Here is a 20,924-nt window from a genome sequence, read left to right as displayed (position 1 = left end):
CCAATAGCTCAACGGGTCTTTGCCCTCTCATTCCTTCGTTACACCTGTCCAAGGGGTGGAGGCCGGACTTGCTATCGTTACGGGTCGATGCCCTTTGGTTTAATCGAATCCGGTACTCCGTGCTTTCTTTTGAAATTCAGCGAATAAGCCAAAATTTGTACGACGAAACGGTAAGATACTGCTTAAGCTGCTAACTGAAGTGGCATTGTTTTATGAGGATCGTAGGCTTCACTGCTGCGAGCCATCCCTACGAGAGTGCGAGCTAGTTTACCACAAAGCTTCATTGAGTGACCTCATTTTCTTCATCTTCTTCTCCTGATAGTCAATCTCATGGTCATCAGGAAAATAAATCGTCGTAGGCGGGAACGTCCACGTTTACTAATCTTCATCTGTCCAGTCCATTTGCCCGAGCTTGCCTCAGCAAGGTTGAGACCAGCATGACGAAGCAAAGCGTTGCCATGAACAAAGCCGCTTAAATCTCCGGCTTCGCCAAGAATACCTGCCAATGAAATCGCACTAATCCCTTTGACGACAAGCATGGATTTAGCAAAAGGAATGCGCTCTAAAACGGCAATAATCTCTGCCTCCACGACTTGTAGTTGCTCATAAGCGAGGTCATATTCAGCAAGAAGTTGCTTTAAGTGCAGCTTGTACGCATGCGTTGCTTGCACAGAACCAACAGAATGACTGGCAAACGCAATAAGGGCTTGAGCCTTTTTCTCGCCAGGGTGACGTTGCATAATGGACTTCCATCCCTTTACTATGTCCGGAGGCGTTAACTTTTTCAATTCTTCAGGCGTCGGAAAAAGACGTAACGTCGCCAATGAGCCTTTGCACATTAGTTTCTTAAATACTTGTCGCAACTCAGGGAACACAACGTCAACCCAACGATGAATTTGGTTCTTCGCACTTACGAGTCTCGTTACAACAGAGTCTCGGTTGGAGAGAAAGACACGAAGCTCTTCGAAAGCTTCAGACGCGTTGCGAATGAACGAGTAGTAGCCATTTTTAACCATATCTGCGATGACGAGGGCATCCTTTTTGTCGCTCTTCGATGGCGTATTGTCGCGATTCTCTTTATTCTTTTTTACGAGATGAGGGTTAACAAGAACAACTTCGAATTGTTTCTCAGACAACCATCTGGAGACGCTTAACCAGTAGTTCCCTGTCGGTTCCATGCCGATGATTGCGGTGTTAAGGTTATGGGATGCTTGCAACGATTGAATCCAGCGTATGAGGATCTGAAACCCTTCTTCATCATTTGAGAAAGATAACGGATTACCGACTACGATCCCGCGGAAGTTTACAGCTCGAGCGACGTGTGTTAGTTGCGCAATGTCGATTCCGACGACGAGATGCTGAGGGGTAATTTTTTCAATGAGTTGATTTTGTTTGTCCTGTGCTTTAAACTTCATAGTAGAGCGTCCTCCTGGATGATGGGATTTTAAGGGCTATGACCCGTTGCGTACTCCCATCGTACCGAGGCGCTTTTTTTTTTGCAAAGCTCAAAATTAACGCTTTACAGGAATGCTATCGTGTCCTGTTAGCTTAGTCATTAGTTGTATCAAAATTGAAAACGCCACTTTCAAAAACATATTCTGCATCATTACCATGCTGCCAATGTAGTAAGTACCCAAAAATCTCTCATTTGGTAGATTGATGATCGATTTAAAAATCAGCTTTGGGGTATTTATTGAATAATTATAAGCACCCTGTCCAATACGTGCATATATTAGTCATCACAAATATAAAATGAAATCATCTTTGGGTATGAATGATAAGTGATAGCTCCGCGTTAATTTATTTATTTCAAGATAATGGTAGATGGGAATACGCTTCTAAAAATTGCAGAGAAGCTTAAATACATGTTTCAACGGCTTTTATACTGCAAGATGAGGTGATCTGAATGAATGCTATCATATCAATTATCGGAGATGGTTTATTGGCCGAATTCGTATGCGGAAAGCTATTGGACAGTTATCAGGTAATTCGACAGACAGATTTTACTAAAGACGTACCTATAGCGGCGAAATTGGTTCTGGTGCTGCACGATGACTGGCCTTCCTCTGGATACATCGAGGCTGAAGAGGCGCTGCAGCAGGCCAGGATCCCGTGGCTGCGGGGCTTTATTTCAAGGGATGAGGGCATAGTTGGGCCTTTGGTTCGTCCTGGTGTACCGAGTTGCTCCCAGTGTGCGGATAACCGGCGTTTCACGGCTTCGACTGAGTACATACAACGTGCCGTAAGTCCTTCCCTTTCTGAACTTTGGCATGTAGCTTACTTGCTGATTGCAGAGACGCAGCGAGTGCTGCGGGGCAGCCGAGCCCATACGGAAGAGCATATGTATATCGTTAACCTGAAAACTTTGAATAGCTCGCTCCATTTCATTCTGCCTGACCCGCTTTGTTCGGTGTGCGGCCGCTTGTCCGACGATTCATCCGAAGCGGCCAATATATCGCTCAAGCCGAGACCGAAGATAAGCATCGATAGTTACCGATGCCGTCCGATAGACGACCTAAAGCAACATTTGGTTAAAGACTATTTGGATTCCCGGACCGGCCTTTTTAATGCCAAGATGCTTGACCTCGAGTCACCATTTGCCGGGGTGGGGGTCAATCTGCCGTCGTTTCTGGTTGGAGATGAGATAACGGGTGGCCGCAGCTTTTCTTATGCGGAAAGCGAATTGACTGCGATCTTGGAAGGATTGGAGCGACACTGCGGTATAACCCCCCGTGGCAAACGGACCGTAATCTACGACAGCTACAACCATGTTGCGGATCATGCGCTCGACCCCTCCATGGTAGGGTTATATTCGAAGGAACAGTACTCGCAGCCTGATTTCACTTACGAACCGTTTGATCCCGATCTTCCGATCGATTGGATATGGGGCTATTCGCTAGTGCGGAAGTGTCCGATCCTTGTTCCGGAGAGTCTCGCTTATTACAGTTCGGGATTCGGTGGAGGTTTCGTCCAGGAAGGCTCCAACGGGTGCGCGTTAGGCGGAAGCTTGGAGGAAGCCGTCTTGTACGGAATTTTGGAAGTAGCGGAGCGCGACTCGTTCCTGATGACATGGTACGCTCAGTTACCTATCCCCCGACTGGACCCCTATTCCACTAACGATCAGGAACTGCGGCTTATGGTCGAAAGGCTGCACACAGTGGCCGGATACGATATACATTTGTTTAACATGACGATGGAGAATGGGATTCCGAGCATTTGGGCGCTCGCGAAAAGCGTGAGTCCAGATAAGATGAATCTTATCTGTGCTGCGGGAGCTCATTTGGATCCGGTACGGGCCGCGAAAGGTGCCATTCACGAATTGGCCGGCAGGTTGCTCTTCCTGCAAGAGAAATTTGAGACGGACAAGGACCATTTTTTACAAATGCTCGACGATCCGTTTCTCGTATGTCAAATGGAGGATCATGCTATGCTGTACGGTTTGCCGCAAGCAGAGGAGCGGCTGCAATTTTTGCTGGACGGACAGCGCCCACTTAGAACATTCGACGAGGAGTTCAAGCGTAAGGCAAGTCATGCGGATCTAACCGATGATCTGAAGGACACGATCGAGATATTTCGCCGTTTAAACCTCGATGTGATTGTAGTGGATCAGTCGTCGCTGGAAACGCTGCGAAACGGGCTGCATTGTGTAAAAGTTCTGATTCCGGGAATGCTGCCGATGACGTTCGGACATCATTTGCAACGATTGACGGGGCTGGATAGAGTGCTTCGGGTGCCGGCGGAGCTTGGATATGCGAAAGAATTATTAATGGCCGGGCAACTCAATCCGTATCCACATCCTTTTCTATAAGACACGAAGGATCGATATACCCTCATTATTATTGTCGAGACTCCCTGATTACCAAGGTTACGAATAATAAGAAGTAGTAGCTCAAAGAATCGGGGCCTGCCAACAATCCGCGGATCACGCAAGCAAAGCCTCTTTTTACAGAAATAAACCAGATTCCTCATTACGACCTATGAAATTATTCTACGGGTCAATTGCTCACTAAAAGGTTTCGAATGAGGGCCACCCAAAGTGCTTTTTCTTCTTATATATCTAAGTCTTTACTTGTCTTTATCATCATAATGACCAGTGTCTTTCTTGTTTACCCTCTATACTTTGATAATCTTTTTGTTCACCTTTGAGAAAAACGGCCCGTGTCGCATCTATTTCGCGATAGGACCGTTTTTGTTTACCTCATATTTAAATTGCAAAAGTTGCTAAGACGATTACCAAGAGAATAAAAAGAACTAAAACAACTGCGGTGCTTGTACCCAGGCCGTAACCGGCGCAACTACCACCAAAACCTACTCCCATATTTACTCATTCCTCTCCAGTGATTTTTCACTTCGGTTTAATATACGTTCGGTACATATTGTTTGCTTGGACAAATGCCATTGGAAGGCAAACGCTGAGGAAACGCGCATTCATGAGTCTGAGTGAGGAAACTGAATCATTCCGAGGGAGCTTAATCGCCATGGGACTAAACCGCTTCAGTCAGGAAAACGACGCTTCAGTGCGAGTTATAAGGTGTTAGCGCCTTCTTCGATATATCAAACAAATGTATTATTCACCTTTGGATGTCCTGTCTTTTTTTATGCCTTTATAGAGGCTTATTGGCAACGCGATTATTAAGAAAATTAATGTCGGGATCATTAACCATAATATTGTGCCTCCTTCAGCTAACATGCAAAACCAGAATCCAAAATAAATATTTACAATAAATAATGGATAATTAAAGCTCCTCAAAAAAGTGGTCTTTCGTATGTAACTAGTAGCAAACAGAATAAAACCAATTATGATAGGGATGCATAAGAGGATATATTTAATAACTTCTTCATGATTCGGCGTTTCGTTCTCATTAAAAAATCCTTTCTTGTCTGCATATGGCACAATAAAAAAGAACAAGTATAATGCTACGAACAATGATACACATAATACAAGAAAATTTAATTTATGGTTTAATATAATCGACTTCATTCTATTAGTTGAAATGATATGAGTAACCTCCCATGATCATAAAATAATTTCTTAAAAATCTCTCTTAGCGCCAATCAACCTAAGGGAGCATTGCTAAGTATCCACTAATGTAAAAGTTTGTAATCCATCTTTTCCCGCCTTTTTGACCACTATTTTCTAAATTATAGCATTTACCAGGTATTAGCGTAATCTGCCCTTTAGTTTAACGGTCTGCCGCTCAAAGTTCTCTACCTCATTAATCGGACATAGTCACCAAATCAAATAAATTCCGATACATACTAGAGATATTTGCGATGTAACCGGCTGTAATTCTATTTGTATTAACGTAAGCGTAATAGCCCTCATCTGGCAATCAGATGGGGGCTATTTTAAACTTGCGACTAAGGCAGTGTGACCAGTCAATTGTAGGAGTCCAAAATACTCCTATTTATTAGCGAAGGAGATTGGTTTTCGCCAGCTCGATGACTTCGTTGCCTTGCCCGTTCAAAACGGCTTTCAGCATCCACATCGTAAATCCGCGAGCCTGCTCGAGGTTGATTTTCGGCGGCATCGCCAGCTCCTGACGATTGACGACTACGTCTAGCACTACCGGACCGCTGTGTTCGAGCGTTCGGCGAACTGCGCTTTCCAAGTCATTAGGATCCTCGACGCGAATTCCTTCGATTCCCAGGGCTTGAGCAAGTGCCGCAAAGTTTGAATTGTCGAGTTCCGTTCCGAATTCTAAAAAGCCAGCTGCTTTCATTTCCAATTCCACGAATCCAAGCGCGCCATTATTAAAGACAACGATCTTGATCGGGAGCTTTTGCTGGCGAAGGGTCAATAGATCTCCGAGCAGCATAGTGAGTCCCCCGTCCCCAGACAGCGATATGACCTGTCGACCCGGTTGCGCAACCTGAGCCCCAATCGCCTGGGGCATGGCGTTCGCCATTGTTCCGTGGTTAAACGAGCCAAGTAGCCTTCTTTTTCCATTCATGCTCAAGTATCGGGCAGCCCACACAGTCGGCGTCCCAACATCGCAAGTAAAAACGGCATCCTCATCTGCTAGATCGCTGATTACCTTCATGAGGAATTGTGGATGAATAGGAGCTCGACCAGGAGCTGCAAGGTTGTCCAGTTCCTCACGGACTTTGGCATAGTGTGCTGCAAAGTGCTGCAGGTGATCAGGGGAGTGCGGTTCCATTAAAAGGGGTAACAGCATGTCGACCGTCGTTTTTATGTCTCCGCACACCCCGTATGCAAGCGGCGTTCGCCGGCCTAGTCGGGAGGAATCCAAATCAACCTGAAGGATGGTCGCTTCTTGCGGATAAAATTGCCGGTATGGAAAATCGGTACCCAGCATGAGTAAGACATCGCATTCCATCATGGCGTGGTATCCTGATGAATATCCGATGAGGCCGGTTAATCCAACGGAATACGGGTTGTCATATTCCAGATATTCTTTACCTCGCAGCGCTATGACCATCGGGGATTGCAGTTTCTCGCATAGCTTCATGAGCGAAGCATGAGCTCCCGAGCAGCCAGCACCGCACAGCAAAGTGATCCTCTTGCCTTTGTCTAAGTAGTCGGCAAGCGTCTTCAATTCGACTTTAGAAGGGCAGACAATTGGCCGGGTGGAATGGATGACGCGTTCTGGAACCGGGCTTTCGTCGTATTCGAAAGCGGCTACATCACCAGGAAGAACTAAGACAGACACTCCCGACCTTGCCGTCGCGGTTTGCATCGCCATCGTAACCGCTCGAGGTATTTGCCTCGGTCCGGTTACGACTTCACAAAAGAAGCTGCATTCCTGAAACAACATGTCCGGACGTGTCTCTTGAAAAAAGCCGCTACCAATTTCACTACTCGGAATATGAGCGGCAATCGCAAGTACTGGCACCCGGTTTCGATGGCAATCGTACAAACCGTTAATGAGATGTAAATTACCAGGTCCGCTGCTACCCGCACAAACGGCGATTCCTCCGCCGAGGGTGGCATCCGCGCCAGCCGCGAACGCTGCAACCTCTTCGTGGCGGACATGGATCCATTCTATTTTTCCAGAACGACGGATCGCATCGAGCAAGGCATTAAGCGAATCGCCGATAATGCCGTAAATGCGCTTTACGCCGGCGTTCAAAAGGGATTCCACGATGGAATCAGCTATCGTTCTTTTCAAGGGAATCTCTCCTTATTGTTTTTATTATTTTGCCATAATATGAGCAGTATATTCTTGATTTCACTACGATCGGGTTTGTTGGGCTTTGTTCGAAAGTATGAAATTAATTCAAATGTTTCTTAATAAACCACACTGATATTATGTGCAGAAGAATTGAAATAGCAAAATACTTTCCAACATACAAAAGAAATTCGCAGTAAGTTATTGTAGGGTCATCAAAAAACAATGTCCCTACTATTAACCTTAACAGACAAAGCATTATACCAACTGCCCCTACGGCTGCAATAAGCTTTAAATTTCAATCAATACTCTTCTCATCATTACCTTTCTCCCCACTAATTTCTCCCTTTAGTTTAATGAAAAGGGAGCTGCTGCCGGCGGCTAACTGCTCCCTTAACTTTCCACTAACGTGTCAGCTAAATCCAAAGCTACAGCTATTTTAATCTGATTCGTTTTACTGAGTCCTTTAATCAAATTCTCAATTGTATACAAATTAATTATCGGAGCTATTTTTTCATCGTAGCGATCCAATTCAATCTCAATAACTGAATGTGTATCTATTAGAAAAGTGATAATATCTTCCCCCTGCTATATTCCACGTTATCAATAGCACAAACGTAAAGATGATGCCAAGGTACTCCACAAGGCGGAATGAAAGCTTCCCGGCCTGTTATTTCTAAATCGCCTTCATGTATATATCCCAGGGTAGCTAGTCTTTCAATGGCAATCTCCACATCGTTCCGTGTAGCCACCACAAAGACCATGTCAACTATTGGCTTTGCGGGTAAACCCATGCACATGCCCATCCCCCTAATATAGCTTAAGAGGCCGTCAAACGTTTCCATTTGCCAGCCTCATAATGAAAACATCACACTACCGTCTCCATAGCGAGCCATGCTTTCATTTATGATAAGGTTCAGCATATCATCTTTGAGGCGAATTTTTAGGGCACCCATTGCTGGGTGCCCTAATTCATGGAATTTCACTGAAGCGTGGTACAGCAAATCCACAATTCGCCTCTAGGTACTTTATTTTATAAATTGATTACGCTATACGAATGGGCCGTGCAATCGCGTTGCAAGACCAATCCGATGCCTTTACGTCAAAGAAGGGCGTAGCTCCGCTCTCTAATTTCAGACCAAGCCCACGAACGATAATGGTTGCAAACTCTGCACGGGTAATAAATCGTTTGGTTTGGCTTAACCTCGGACAGACGAAGTCAGTCGCCAAGTCAGAAATTAAACGAGAAGTTATCCGGATCAGGTCCGAATCGGTGAGAGCGGTCCAGAGCGTCCAGTTTCGCCATATCCTTTGACGATAAGCTAAAATCGAAGATATTCGCATTCTCCAGAATTCGAGCAGGATTCGCTGATTTGGGTATCGTAACCACGAGATTCTGCAAGTCCCATCGGAGTATGATCTGGGCAGGCGACTTGCCATAACGTGCTGCGATCTCCATCAGCACAGGCTCGTCTAATCGCCCTTGCATCAAAGGGCTCCAAGCTTCAAGCTGAATCCGGTGCTCTTGGCAAAATTTCCTCAGTTGCTGCTGAGCAAGCAATGGATGATATTCCACTTGATTGACAAACGGAGCAATGTTGCAGTCCGTCATGATGTCTTCTAGGTGATGAATTTGAAAATTACTGACGCCGATAGCGCGAACAGCCCCGTCTTCGTACAGTTTTTCAAGCGCCTTCCATGTTTCTTTATATTTAGCTTTAACCGGCCAATGAATCAAATACAGATCGATATAATCCAGGCCAATCCTTTTGCGGCTTTCCTGGAAAGCGGCCAACGTTGCATTGTAGCCCTGATCGTTGTTCCAAACTTTCGTCGTCACAAATAACTCTTCCCGCCTGACTCCGCATTCACGGATCGCTTTACCGAGGCCTTCCTCATTCCGGTAAGCGGCCGCGGTGTCAAAGCTCCGGTACCCCGCATCTACGGCGGAGCGGACCGCTCCCTCAATTTGTCCGCCTTCGCTCATTTGCCACACACCGAGGCCGAGCCATGGCATCTCTATACCATTGCGCAGCACTGCGCGGCTTGTTATTGATGTTGACATCGTTATTGCCTCCCTAATGTTTTGCTTACAGCTTCGGTTACCATATTACTAGCCGAAGAAGGAGCGAGCCAGATCATATTTTTAACTAGTATAAAAACTAACAGGTCATGCAATAGAAAAAACAAAACCCACATTAGTGTCAAATACTCAGATGCGGGTATCAGTAGAATTGACTTGATGCCATTCCGCGAGCCTTTCGGCTGTTTGCGTACCCGGCACAGGCATGTAAATGCAGCACATCAAGTTTTCCAAATCGTTCATTTGGGTAAATGTAAGAATTTCAAAATACAGTATGCCCATAGTAGGATGCACGATCTCCAGTTGGAGCCTATTCTTGCTTGCTACTTCGTGCAGCGGCCACCACTTGGCAAATTCTTCACTTCGCTTCATTAGCGCCTCTACAAGCTCACTGTACCAGGGCTGATCGGCGAAACGATCATATATCTTTCTAAAGAACGATAGCGTCGCCTTGGTTGACTGCTCCCAGTTGATGATTTTCGTGCGAAATGCCGGATGCATAAAAAGCAGCCACAGCACTTGCATCTCTTCTGGCAATAATAAGGAGAAATCCGTTAAAATGGTACAGGCCGCAGCATTCCATGCGATAAGCCGGTTTTCTGGGCCGATCGCCAGAAAAGGATAGGGCGTTGCCGTTACCAGGTGCATAAAGGCTGGTGTCACTTGAAACTCCGACAAGTCGCGCAAAGGGGAAATATATTTTCCCGCCAGCAAATACAAATATTCGCGCTCCGCTATTGTTAACTGCAAAGCTTCAGCAAGTCGCTTCAGCACCTCAGAGGATGCGGAAACCTTTCGTCCCTGTTCTAGCCATGTGTACCATGTCGTACTTACGTCCGCAAGCTGCGCAACTTCCTCCCGGCGTAGTCCGGGCGTCCTCCGGCGCGTATGCCCTTCAGGCAATCCAAACTGCGAGGGCGACAGGCTGGACCGGCGCGTTTTCAAAAATTCGCCGATCGTTTTTCTAAAATGATCTTCTTCCATGAGACCTCAAGCTCCAATCGGGGTAGTTTATGGATCGACGGAGAAAATGACTGTGATTCGTACTACCTAGATTATACTTGAAGAGTATTAGGAAATGCTTTCCTTATCGCGGAATCTACAATCGTATAAGTGGATGTAAAGACAAAGCAAAATCCACAATCTCATGCGGTTGTGGATTTACATGGTGGAGGTGAGCCTTGGTGTAGCAAATCCACAATTCTCTGACGCGTGATGCGAAGATTGTTTGGGGAAATGGCTTAGGTCTTAAACAAACCTTCCCATTCCCTAAGGGAATGAACCTTTTCTGTTAGCAGCTAGCCTAACTCTTGTTCAACTATCGTGTCCGTTAGTTGAATGTAAATCTTCTAACCTAAACTTTTGAGCCATTTTTTATAGAATTCTGATTGCTCTTCGATGCATACAAAGCGTAGTTCGTTGTTGCAACCAAAAATGTCGACCAGGTCCATTGGGCAAAAACGAACAAGATTACATAGCCAACTCCATTCCATTCTGAAATCTCCACCCACATTCAAAATGACTAATAAATACATTAAGCTTCCTTAAATTATATCTAAAATCGTTGAAGTAATCTGCCCTTTGCAAGCAAAAAGCAGCGAACCCGAAACTGGTCCGCTGCTTTAATGTTTCTGATACCATAGTATTCTGCGATACATCGAGGAATCTTTCAAGGATCGGAAAGGGAGCAAATCCGGCCAATAATTGCCTTCGATGATCCAAATTCGTCGGTTCCTATCGATGCCTATATCGAACCCGACTTGCCTAAGCTTAGGGTACCGCTCCCCAAGCCGTTCGGCAGCCAATAGCGTGATCTGTTTGATTTTGACGATCAAGCTACGATCCCCGATGCGGGCCAATTTCAGAGCCTCAGGAACAGGAATGATGTTACTAGGGACATTCGTGATAAGATATCCTTGCGCCGCTACTTTCGCGTATGAACCTGTCACTTTCCAAGTGGATGAAGTGCCTTTCCTTCGTTGCACCATGATCCGGATGTCGAACGGCTTGTGTTGAATTTGAGCAAGCTGTAGGCGTCGTTGGACAATATATCCACGTCCTTTGGTTTTTTTACCGATCCATTTGAACAGTTGCTCGGTGTCTTTCATGGTGACCGTTTTCTTTTCGTTATGAATACGATATGAGTTCGCCCCGTAACGGGTAATGAACAGTATGTCCCGTCCGAATCTCCCATCGCGCGGCTTCAGAACAAGGCTTTGATATTGTAACATCAGCTTTGCTAACCCGTTCAGGTTCAGCAGCCGAGTTTCAGGCAAACGAGCAGCGAGCGAGGACATTTCGTTCAGGATACGATATTGCATCCATTTGTCTCGTTTGATCGACATTGGAGTCACATGCCTTCATATCTCGTCCAGGTACAGCTATCACATCTAACTCCCATGCGATAACCTCCTTATAAATTATCTAGCTCTATATCATTATAATATTTCCACGAGTTTCCATGAGGATGGGCCGGATAATTACGAAATACGTACGAAACGAAGCATGTTCTGCGTTCTCTCCTCTATTACAAAGCCATTTCTTAACAGACAAATTCTGGCGTTAGAAACCCTTAACCCTACTTTAATTAACGACGTGCATGGATCTGCGCTACCTATGATTCGGAAATCGGTTATCTCTGCTGCTACATTATTGAAAAAAAGAGTAACAATATCGCTTCTTATTCCCATGGATATCTCACCTCACTTTCATTTTTATAATTTCATACTATTACACGACTGAGGGTGTTGATAGAGTCAAACCACAGAGGCGGCTCGTCCATTTTTATGACGGAAGCAAGGCTAGGCCAGTAGCTCTAGCATTCTTCGGGATGTCTATCCTTTTTTTCTATTAAATGCGAGAATAGAGAAAGAGACCGGATTCATTGATTAGTAGAATCATCCAATTTTTGGCGAAAAATAATTGGAAAAACCGTCAGGAAATATCCTCCTGACGGTTCTTTTGTGCTTAGGCCTATACGTTAGTGTTCATAACTTCAGACTCGGCCGGGGCGGCCTTTCCCCTATACGGGAGCTTTCACTAGACGGATTGTTTCGCCGGGCAAGGTGGGCACGTGTCCTACTCGTTCACGGATTGTGCTCTTCCCCGCCGATGTGATGCACAGGGCGCCTTGCTCCCACGGGTTGTAAAACCGGAGCGCGGAGCCTGCTTCACTCCTGATTTCCACCCACTGCGCCTCACCGTCTGCGTATGCGGCGCTCACCAGGAACGCGCCGACCGCTCTGAGCGTGGCGAATTCAGCCTTCCGATCCGTCGGCCAGTTCGGGAAAAACCGGAGAATGCCGTTATAGCTTTGAAGCAAGCACTCGTTAATGACCACCGGCAGCGCGAAATTCTCGAACCATACGCCAACTCGGCTCATAAAGTCAAAGCTTAACGTATCGTTGTACCGGCCGCCGGAAAGCAGGACGCGATCGGTACACGTGCCGTTGGGCAGCTGACAGTAGGCGATTTGCCGTTTGAACCGCTCGAGATCAAGCTTGCCCAGACGCGCTCCGGCCAGATGGTAGAATACGAGTTCGTTGCCTCCTTCGTTGCGGTGATTCAAATATGAGTTGACCGCTATTTCATACTGATCCTCTGGGGAATGCAAGCCATGATCCTCCCCCGGGAATATGGTCATAATGCCGTTAGGCGTGTTGTAGACGACCTCCGCATCCTCGCCCGTCACCGAGACGAACACGGTTCCCCGCTGCGAATGGGCCGTCGGATAGTCGGGGAAGCTCCGTTCAATCTCGTTCATTTGAGCCAGCAGCGTCTCTTCTTCAAGCTCATTGCCCAGCGCCGCACAGGCCGACTGAAAAGCCCTGAACAAAAACTTCGTCAGTGTGAGATCAACGAGACAATCGGCATTTTTCGTAAAGCCCGGCGTCAATTCATACAGCTCAGGCACGACCGTCGGGAAAATGTGATAACGCCCGTCCCCCCATTGCTCACCGTGAGCATCCGGTCTCATCATGTAGTCGACCATAAACAGGACGGCCTCTTTCATCGGCTCAAACGCGCGATCCGCCAAAAAGTCCCGGTCCATCGTATACAGATAATGCCACCACAAGCTTTGCACGGTCCACGGCGTTTCGCAAATTTCCCAGCCCCAATGCGGCACCGGATAGGGCATGATGTTCATCTCGACCGGATAAGCGGAGTGCGGATAGTAAGCGCCCCGAAGGCCGTAATATTTGCGCGCCCACTTACGACTGACCGGTAAAATGTGGTGAACCATATTGACATAAGCCAGATGCTTGTCGACGTGATTGCTGGAGAACGCCAGCCAGAAAGGCTGCTGCGTATTGTAGTTCATATGGTAATCGCCGTGCCACTCCGATCCGATGGAGCGATAGCTCCAGTTCGCGAATAGCCCTGGGCAAATTGCATCCGGCTTCACGGAGCAATGGTAGAAATATAAATTCCAATACCAGATGCGCTCCAAAAATTCGTCCTCCAGGCTTACGCCGGAGCAGTCCCAGTACGTTGTCCAATGTTGACTGCATAACGTGAATGCTTGCGCGAACGCCTCTTCGGAGGGAGCGGCCAGCTCCCTGATTCCGTAGAGGACGGATTCATCAAGACCTTCCGTCAGCTCCACGCAGGCAAGGAACGATCTCGACTCCAAGAGGAGAGCGGCTTGAACGCCGCCCTTGGCGGGTGCTTCCGCGATCTCTCCGGAGACACGTACATCCAGCCGAAAAGCTTTGTCGCCATCCTGAGGGACATCGCCGTCCTGCGAGCGCGGAAGCGTTTGCCTGAAGAACAGCTGGCGCCGCTCGCGATAGACCGCTGTTTCCGCCGCCGGTAAAGACTCCGGCGTATCCGGGTCAGGAATGAGCTTCACTCTGTCGAAAAAAGCGCCGAACTCTCCACTGGCGTTAACGAGGTTCAGCCACATCACGTCCCGCTCAGGCTCGATAAACAATTGCAGGGTCGCTTCGTCGTCTCCGACTTTGAAATAGACCTCGCAAAGACCTTGATCGATAAAAAGCTTATGACCGAGCACCTCCGCTTTGCGCCTGTCATAGCCGAGCAGCAGGGAGCCGCACGGCATAGGGCGGGGGTACGGCTTCCTGTAATTTTCCTGTGTCATCTCGCAATACTTGCGGTACCAGGCATCCTCGCTAAACGAATCCAGCTCTTTCGGAATCCGCTGCAGCTGCCGGAACACCTCTTCAAACGTGCCGATCTTCTCTTGGTTATCCTCAGCAATCCGGATGTCCCAAACGTTGTTATGACCGAAATGAATAACAACTGCATCCGGACGCGTCGTCACTACGGCTCCAATACCGCCGTTCCCCATTAACGCGCCCTCGAAAAAGTCCGGCGCCGGCTTGTCGCAGACGATCGGATGCCGCTTAGCTTGTTCGCTGCTTTTCAAGACTCTCCACTCTCCCTGCCCGGCAAACCGTTATTTTTTAAACGCTTTATCGTAGGATTGCTGCATGATGTCCAGGTAACGCTTCAAATTCAGCTTATCCAAGCCGGCCACATAGGCATCCCAATCCTTGTTCAAATCCTTGGCACCCGTCACGAACTGCAGCGCGTTCTGATCGATGTAATTTTTAATGTTCGTCTTCAGCATCGCCGCTTCGTCCGCAGTCGAAGGATCGATCCAGATCGCCCAATGCGGGAACACCTCTTTCGGCTGCTTGCCGTCGTAGAGATGGGTCGCCTCCTGCAATCTGCGCTCATAACCGGTCGTATCATACAGGTCTGTAGCGGCAACCCAGCTGTCGCGGAACGACTTAGGCTGGAAGTATTGCGCCATTGCGCCCCAAGCGGAATTGTGCGGTTTCTCGCCGGTCGGCGTCGGAATCGTAGCCAGCAGCGGAGTCGCGCTTTTTTCAACGGCAACATCGCCGTCCTTCGGCTTTCTCCAATCCTTGCCCTCTTCGCCGAAATGGCCGCGGATTTGGCCTTCCTGCGTGAACATATAGTCGACTAATTTGATGGCGGCGATCTGCGCTTCCTTGCTCGCTTTGTTCGTCAGTACGAAGGTCGCTCCCGGATCGCTCGGGTAGTTGTATGTCGCGTAGCCTGCGTTCGGACCGGTAAGGGGAGGAACAGGATCGTACGTTTTGGAGTTATCCGACCCTCCTGTGACGAAGATGTATGGATGCATGGCGGCGCTGGAGCCTAAAATTTGCGCATCGGCATTGTCACCGATCTTTTTGAGTGCGGTGGCATTTTGCGTGAATGCGCCTTTGTCGATAAGCCCTTCGTCATACATCGATTTCACGAACTGCAGGCCTTGCTTCCATTCGGCTTTATTGGCCGCAACATCCACTTTGCCGTTGTTCAGCAAAAGATAGGTTTTGTCGTCGTCGTAAATGAAGCCGTTCATGAAATACGGGATAATGTGCACGCCGTAATCTTCAATCGAACCGCTGAGCGGCACTTCGTCCGCCTTGCCGTTGCCGTTCGGATCCTTCGTTTTGAAGGCCTCCAATACTTGTTTATACTGATCCAGCGTTGTAGGCATCTGCAGGTTCAGCTTTTTCAGCCAGCTGGAATTGATCCACATTTTGTTCGGAAAGGAGCAGTGGTAGCATTCGATTAATTGCGTCAATCCGTAAATTTTGCCGTCCGGCGCGGTGTTCATCGCTTTGAAATAAGGATACTTGTCCAGAGCCGCCTTCACGTTAGGCGCATATTGATTGATCAGATCATCTAGCGGAAGAATGACGCCCTGCTGCGAGTAGCGAAGGATGTCCGTCTGCGAGAAGTTGTCAACCCAAGGAATCAGCATATACAGGTCCGGGTAATCTCCGCTGGCTAGAGAAATTTGCCTTTTTTCGGCTGCTCCGTCGAACGGAACCGTCTGCCATTCGAACTTAATATTGAATTTCTGTTCCGCCATCTTGGAGAAGCTGTTCGTCGCCAAGTCCGTGTTCGCATCCTGTTGGGCAAAAATTTTGATCGTTACCGGCGCGCCTCCGCCTCCGGCCCCGTCTGCTGAAGCCTTGGCATCCGCAGTTGGTGCTGGTGCCCCGTTGTTATCACCGGCCGTTTGGGATGAACAAGCCGCTAGAACGAGGCTGAGCATAAGCAGCATTGATAATATGAACGAAACTGATTTTTTCATAAGCGCCCTCTCCCTTTCATTTTCACATTGTTAAAAGGTAACCCTGCTAGATTAACGTTCGGAACCGGCGATTCCTAACGATGGTGATTGCCCGCATCACCTCCCTTATCGTTTCGATTTGTCATCCTTTGACGGAGCCGATCAGCATCCCTTTCACGAAATACCGCTGCACGAACGGATAAATGACAAGGACAGGCAGGCTGGCCACAACGATGAGCGAGTATTTGGTCAAATCGGCAAACTGCTGCCTTCTTAGCTGCTCCGCCGCATCGATATTGCCCGAGGCCGCCGAATTCAGAATCAGAATGCTGCGCAAAATCAATTGCAGCGGATACAAGCTTTGCGACTTCAAATAGATGAGCGCATCGAAATAAGCGTTCCATTGGCCGATCGCATACATGAGGCACAGCACAGCAATAATCGGCTTGGAGAGCGGCAGTACGACGCTCCACAGGAAGCGCAGATCGGTGCAGCCGTCCATCTCGCTCGCTTCCGCCAGCTCTTCAGGAATGGACGATTGAAAGAACGTTCTGGCAATAATGATCTGCCATACCCAGATCGCCTGCGGGATGAGCAGCGCCCAGCGGGTATCCAGCATGCCCAGCTGCTTTACAACTAAATACGTAGGGATCAGACCGCCGGAGAACAGCATTGTGAACGTAATGAAAATCATCAGCACATTGCGGCCGAAGAACGTTCTTCTCGACAGCGGATAGGCCAGAACAACTGTTAGCGTCACACTGATCAGCGTGCCTAGGAAGGCATACAGCAGCGAGTTCCCATAGCCCTTGATCACTTGTGGATTGCTTAGGACCACCCTATACCCGTCGAGCGTCAAATCCACCGGCCACAGCCAGACCTTCCCGGCCGAAACGGCGAGCGGACTGCTTAAGGACGAACTGACGATGAAGACCAGCGGGTAAAGCACGACGACCAGCGCGATAAGCAAAAACGTGTATACCGCCGCCAGGAACAGCCGGTCTCCGTTCGTTTCACGGATGGTGCGTCGTCCATATCCGGACATAGCGACTCCTCCTTTCCTTTACCACAGACTTGTCTTGGAAACTTTTTTTGCGAGCGTGTTCACAAGCAGCAGCAGAATCAGGTTGATGATGGAATTGAACAATCCGACTGCGGTGGCGAAGCTGAAGTTGGCGTTCAACAAACCGATCTTGTATACATAGGTGGCTATAATTTCAGACGTTTCCAGGTTCAGCGGATTTTGCAGCAAATAAATTTTCTCGAAGCCGATGGACATGATGTTCCCTACGCTCAAGATTAATATGATGACAGCCGTCGGCATAATGCCGGGGATATCGATGTGAACGATTTTTTGAAAGCGGGAAGCTCCATCCATTTTGGCCGCCTCGTAAAGCGACGGGTCCACACCGGCCAGCGCAGCCAAGTAGATGACGGCCGAGTAGCCGGCTCCCTGCCAGACGTCCGACCATACATAGACGTTTCGGAACATGCTGGGCACGCCAAGGAAGTTGATCGAGTCCAGCCCTAAGCTTTGCAGCAAGATATTGACAACGCCGAGTCTCGGAGAAAGCAGCAGCATAATCATCGAAACCATGACGACCGTCGAGATGAAATAAGGGGCATACGTGACGAGCTGAACCGCTCTTTTGAAAATGCCGTTGCGTATTTCGTTCAGCGCCAAAGCAAGCAGGATCGGAATTGGAAATCCGATGGCGATCTGATACAGGCTGAGGAACAGCGTATTTTTCATCAGCACCCAAAATTGCGGATTGTTGAAAAATAGACGAAAGTGCTTGAGGCCGGCCCACGGGCTTCCCCAGATCCCTTTGACGACGCTGTAGTCCTTGAAAGCGATTACAGCATTCAGCATTGGGATATATTTGAAAACAATAAAGTAAAGCACGGCAGGTATGATGAGCAGGTAAAACTGCCAATGCTTGCGGATGCTTTTGCTGGCCTCCGACCACAATTTCGATCTCTTCCTAACGGCTTCAGCAGGAGCGCGTGTCTCCCTGACGGTTGCTGTATCCAGATCCATCCCTCCCATTTTGATAGCGCTTTCCATATCTCTACAAGACCACATTTCCGCTTATTTCGTAAAGGTACACCTCGCTAAGGGGCGTACAGTTGCCGTAAATGTGCAAGGTACATTTGATACAGGCAGGTACACGGCTGAAAAAAAGCGGCGGAGCCGAATAGACTCCGCCGCCTGGCCTTTCATCCATTACCGATAGCGCAGCTGGTACGTCTGGCCCGCTTTCGTCTCAAAGGTGACCTCACCGTCCTCAGCCGATTCGAAGGGAACGCTGCGCCCTTCCGATTCGATCGAGAGCAATGTTTCCGCTGCGCGAACGCGGCAGCTTCCACCCGCTCGCGAGTCCACCTCCGCCGCCTGTACGCGCTGATGCTCCCAAGTCAGGCTGACGCCGAACGCGCCGCGGGCCCTCAGCCCCCGCACCGAGCCTGACGGCCAAGCATCCGGCAATGCAGGAAGCAAGCTGATCCCGTCAGCATGCGATTGCAGCAGCATCTCCGCCACACCTGCGGTGAAGCCGAAATTGCCGTCGATTTGGAACGGCGGGTGTGCATCGAACAGGTTGGCGTACACACCGCCGCGATGATAGTTCGTTCCGTCATCCTCCACCAACTGAAGCAGGTTGGAGATGAGCCGTAGCGCCCGATTGCCGTCCTGGAATCGGGCCCACAGCCCGATCTTCCAAGCCAAACTCCAGCCCGTCCCTCCGTCTCCGCGCTGCTCCAGCGATTGCCGGGCAGCCTCGAACAGCTGAGGCGCAGCCTTCTTCGTCAATTGCCGTCCGGGGAAGACGCCGAACAGGTGCGAAACATGACGGTGATGAACGTCCTCGTCGTCCCAATCCTCCGACCATTCCTGCAGCTGGCCCCGCTTGCCGATTTGCAGCGGCTTTAACCGCTCGAGCGCCGAGGCCAGCTCGGCCCGAAGCGGCACGTCTTCTTCAAGGATATCTGCGGCTTCGACGCAGCTCGTGAACAGCTCCCAGATCAACGACAGATCCATCGTCGAGGCCGCGCTGACCGCAGCCTTTTGACCGCTTGCCATAACGAACTTATGTTCCGGTGAAGTGGAAGGCGATGTGATCAGGCGCCCGTCCCCGTCGGGATGCAGCCAATCCAGATAAAAGAGCGCTGCTTCCTTCATTACCGGATACGCCCGCTCACGCAAATAACGTTCATCCTTGCTGAACGCGTAGCGCTCCCATGCGTGCTGGCACAGCCATGCGGCCGACATCGGCCACATCGCCCACACCGGATCGCCATGTCCGTAATCCCCGACAGGCGCGGTTTGACACCAGATATCGCCGTTGTGATGCGCCGTCCATCCCCGGCAGCCGTAGTTGATTTCGGCGGTCTTCCGGCCATTGACGGCAAGATTGTGAATATAGTCAATCAGCGGTTCGTGGCATTCGGACAGCTGGCATGTCTCTGCCGGCCAATAATTCATCTGTGCATTAATGTTCATCGTCCAATTGCTGCTCCACGGCGGCCGCACCTCCCGGTTCCAGATGCCCTGCAAATTGGCGGGCTGCGTCCCTGGACGTGAGCTGGCAATCATCAAATATCGGCCATACTGGAACAACAGCTCCACAAGCCCCGGATCCTTCGCTCCGTCTTGAGCGATTCTAGCATCGGTCGGCAGCAGCTCCTTCGCTTCGGAATGGCCGAGATGAAGCTCCACGCGCTCGAATAACGGCTTATAATCCTGAAGGTGGGCCTGCTTCAATTGTTCATAGGTTTTAGCCATGGACGCCTGGATGCGCGCCTCGTTGACGGCCGCTATGCTTTCCACCGAAGCGGCAGGCGGCCTGTCAAAGCCTTGAAAGCCCGTTGCCGCGGTGAACAGAAGAGTCACCACATGCGCGCCTCTCACATGAAGTCCGTCCTGATCAATCCGGACAGTCCCGTTCTCAGCTTGCACGCTTAGACGGCCTTCGAACCGCATCGCCTCGGTCGATTCCGGTTCGCCGTACACGACAGGATGATCGGTAGCGTAATAATTCGGGTCGACGTGCTCCGGACAAACGCCTCGCAGGGTCAAACGGTCCGCCGCTGCGCTCGTCCGGCACGGATGAAGGCTGTCCAGAGAAGCACTGAAGCTTAGAGCCCCCGGTGCGCTAGCCTCTAACCGGATCACGATCAGCTGATCGGGAAAAGACGCGAACATCTCGCGGGTGTATGCGACATTGCCGATCCTGTACCGGACTCTGGCAACGGCCTCCTTCAAATCCAGGCTTCGTTCGTAATCCTTGACCACGCCTCCGTGGCGGAACTTCAGGCGCAGATCGCCCAGCGGCATGTAGGATTGATTATAAGGGCCGAGCATCTCCTTGCTTTTGAGGTCGGCTTCCTCATACCGGCCTTCGGCGATCAGCCGGCGCACTTCGGTTAGCGCGGATTTTGCTTGCGGGTTGTTCCAATCCCGCGGCCCCGTGCCCGACCAAAGGGTATCCTCATTTAGCTGCAAATGCTCGGCCTGCGGGTCGCCGAACACCATGGCGCCCAATCGGCCGTTTCCGATTGGTAGCGCTTCCGTCCAGTTGCGTGCGTAGCGTGGGTAACGAAGTTGCATGCTTGACAGCTCCTTTTCTCATCA

Annotated in this window: 11 protein-coding genes and 1 pseudogene; 1 reads left to right on the top strand and 11 read right to left on the bottom strand. The window is 49.4% G+C overall.

Annotation, left to right across the window (positions count from 1 at the left end; genetic code table 11):
• Positions 1 to 182 precede the first annotated feature (182 nt).
• A pseudogene (locus O9139_RS19415) lies at positions 183 to 1,415 on the bottom strand (IS110 family RNA-guided transposase).
• A 491-nt stretch (positions 1,416 to 1,906) separates the two neighbouring features.
• On the opposite strand from O9139_RS19415, the gene O9139_RS19410 reads away from it, so the two are divergent.
• Positions 1,907 to 3,808, top strand: coding sequence for a TOMM precursor leader peptide-binding protein (locus O9139_RS19410; protein ID WP_270881127.1), 1,902 nt, complete (start codon positions 1,907 to 1,909; stop codon positions 3,806 to 3,808).
• 1,603 nt (positions 3,809 to 5,411) lie between these two features.
• Here O9139_RS19410 and poxB read toward each other — a convergent pair.
• The 10 genes from poxB to O9139_RS19355 all read right to left on the bottom strand — a co-directional run bounded on the left by poxB (position 5,412) and on the right by O9139_RS19355 (position 20,900).
• Positions 5,412 to 7,133, bottom strand: coding sequence for a ubiquinone-dependent pyruvate dehydrogenase (gene poxB, locus O9139_RS19400; protein ID WP_270881125.1), 1,722 nt, complete (start codon positions 7,131 to 7,133; stop codon positions 5,412 to 5,414).
• Positions 7,134 to 7,693: 560 nt separating this feature from the next.
• Complete coding sequence (locus O9139_RS19395; protein ID WP_270881124.1) at positions 7,694 to 7,978, bottom strand: GrpB family protein; 285 nt, start codon at positions 7,976 to 7,978, stop codon at positions 7,694 to 7,696.
• A 386-nt stretch (positions 7,979 to 8,364) separates the two neighbouring features.
• On the bottom strand, positions 8,365 to 9,198 hold the full coding sequence (locus O9139_RS19390; RefSeq protein WP_270881123.1) for an aldo/keto reductase: 834 nt from the start codon (positions 9,196 to 9,198) through the stop codon (positions 8,365 to 8,367).
• A 147-nt stretch (positions 9,199 to 9,345) separates the two neighbouring features.
• Positions 9,346 to 10,200 carry a helix-turn-helix transcriptional regulator gene (locus O9139_RS19385; protein WP_270881122.1) on the bottom strand — a complete coding sequence of 285 codons (855 nt, stop codon included), beginning with the start codon at positions 10,198 to 10,200 and terminating at the stop codon, positions 9,346 to 9,348.
• A 638-nt stretch (positions 10,201 to 10,838) separates the two neighbouring features.
• A complete protein-coding gene (locus O9139_RS19380) occupies positions 10,839 to 11,537 on the bottom strand; it encodes a YheC/YheD family protein (RefSeq protein ID WP_270881121.1) in 699 nt (232 codons plus the stop codon).
• Between the two features lie 701 nt (positions 11,538 to 12,238).
• Positions 12,239 to 14,605, bottom strand: a complete 2,367-nt coding sequence (locus O9139_RS19375; RefSeq protein ID WP_270881120.1) for a glycosyl hydrolase family 95 catalytic domain-containing protein — start codon at positions 14,603 to 14,605, stop codon at positions 12,239 to 12,241.
• A 30-nt stretch (positions 14,606 to 14,635) separates the two neighbouring features.
• Positions 14,636 to 16,312 (bottom strand): type 2 periplasmic-binding domain-containing protein, encoded by a 1,677-nt coding sequence (locus O9139_RS19370; protein WP_270881119.1) that lies wholly within the window; start codon positions 16,310 to 16,312, stop codon positions 14,636 to 14,638.
• 121 nt (positions 16,313 to 16,433) lie between these two features.
• A complete protein-coding gene (locus tag O9139_RS19365) occupies positions 16,434 to 17,336 on the bottom strand; it encodes a carbohydrate ABC transporter permease (RefSeq protein ID WP_270881118.1) in 903 nt (300 codons plus the stop codon).
• An 18-nt stretch (positions 17,337 to 17,354) separates the two neighbouring features.
• The gene (locus tag O9139_RS19360) at positions 17,355 to 18,332 is read right to left on the bottom strand and encodes an ABC transporter permease (protein ID WP_270881117.1); all 978 of its coding nucleotides are present in this window, start codon (positions 18,330 to 18,332) and stop codon (positions 17,355 to 17,357) included.
• Between the two features lie 186 nt (positions 18,333 to 18,518).
• Positions 18,519 to 20,900: a glycoside hydrolase family 95 protein gene (locus tag O9139_RS19355; RefSeq protein ID WP_270881116.1), complete on the bottom strand. Its 2,382-nt coding sequence runs from the start codon at positions 20,898 to 20,900 to the stop codon at positions 18,519 to 18,521.
• Positions 20,901 to 20,924: the final 24 nt, after the last annotated feature.

The organism is Paenibacillus aestuarii (assembly GCF_027789125.1).
Taxonomy (GTDB): Bacteria; Bacillota; Bacilli; order Paenibacillales; family NBRC-103111; genus Paenibacillus_E; species Paenibacillus_E aestuarii.
Note: the sequence above shows the minus strand (reverse complement) of the source record. Positions and strands in the feature narration are given on the sequence as shown.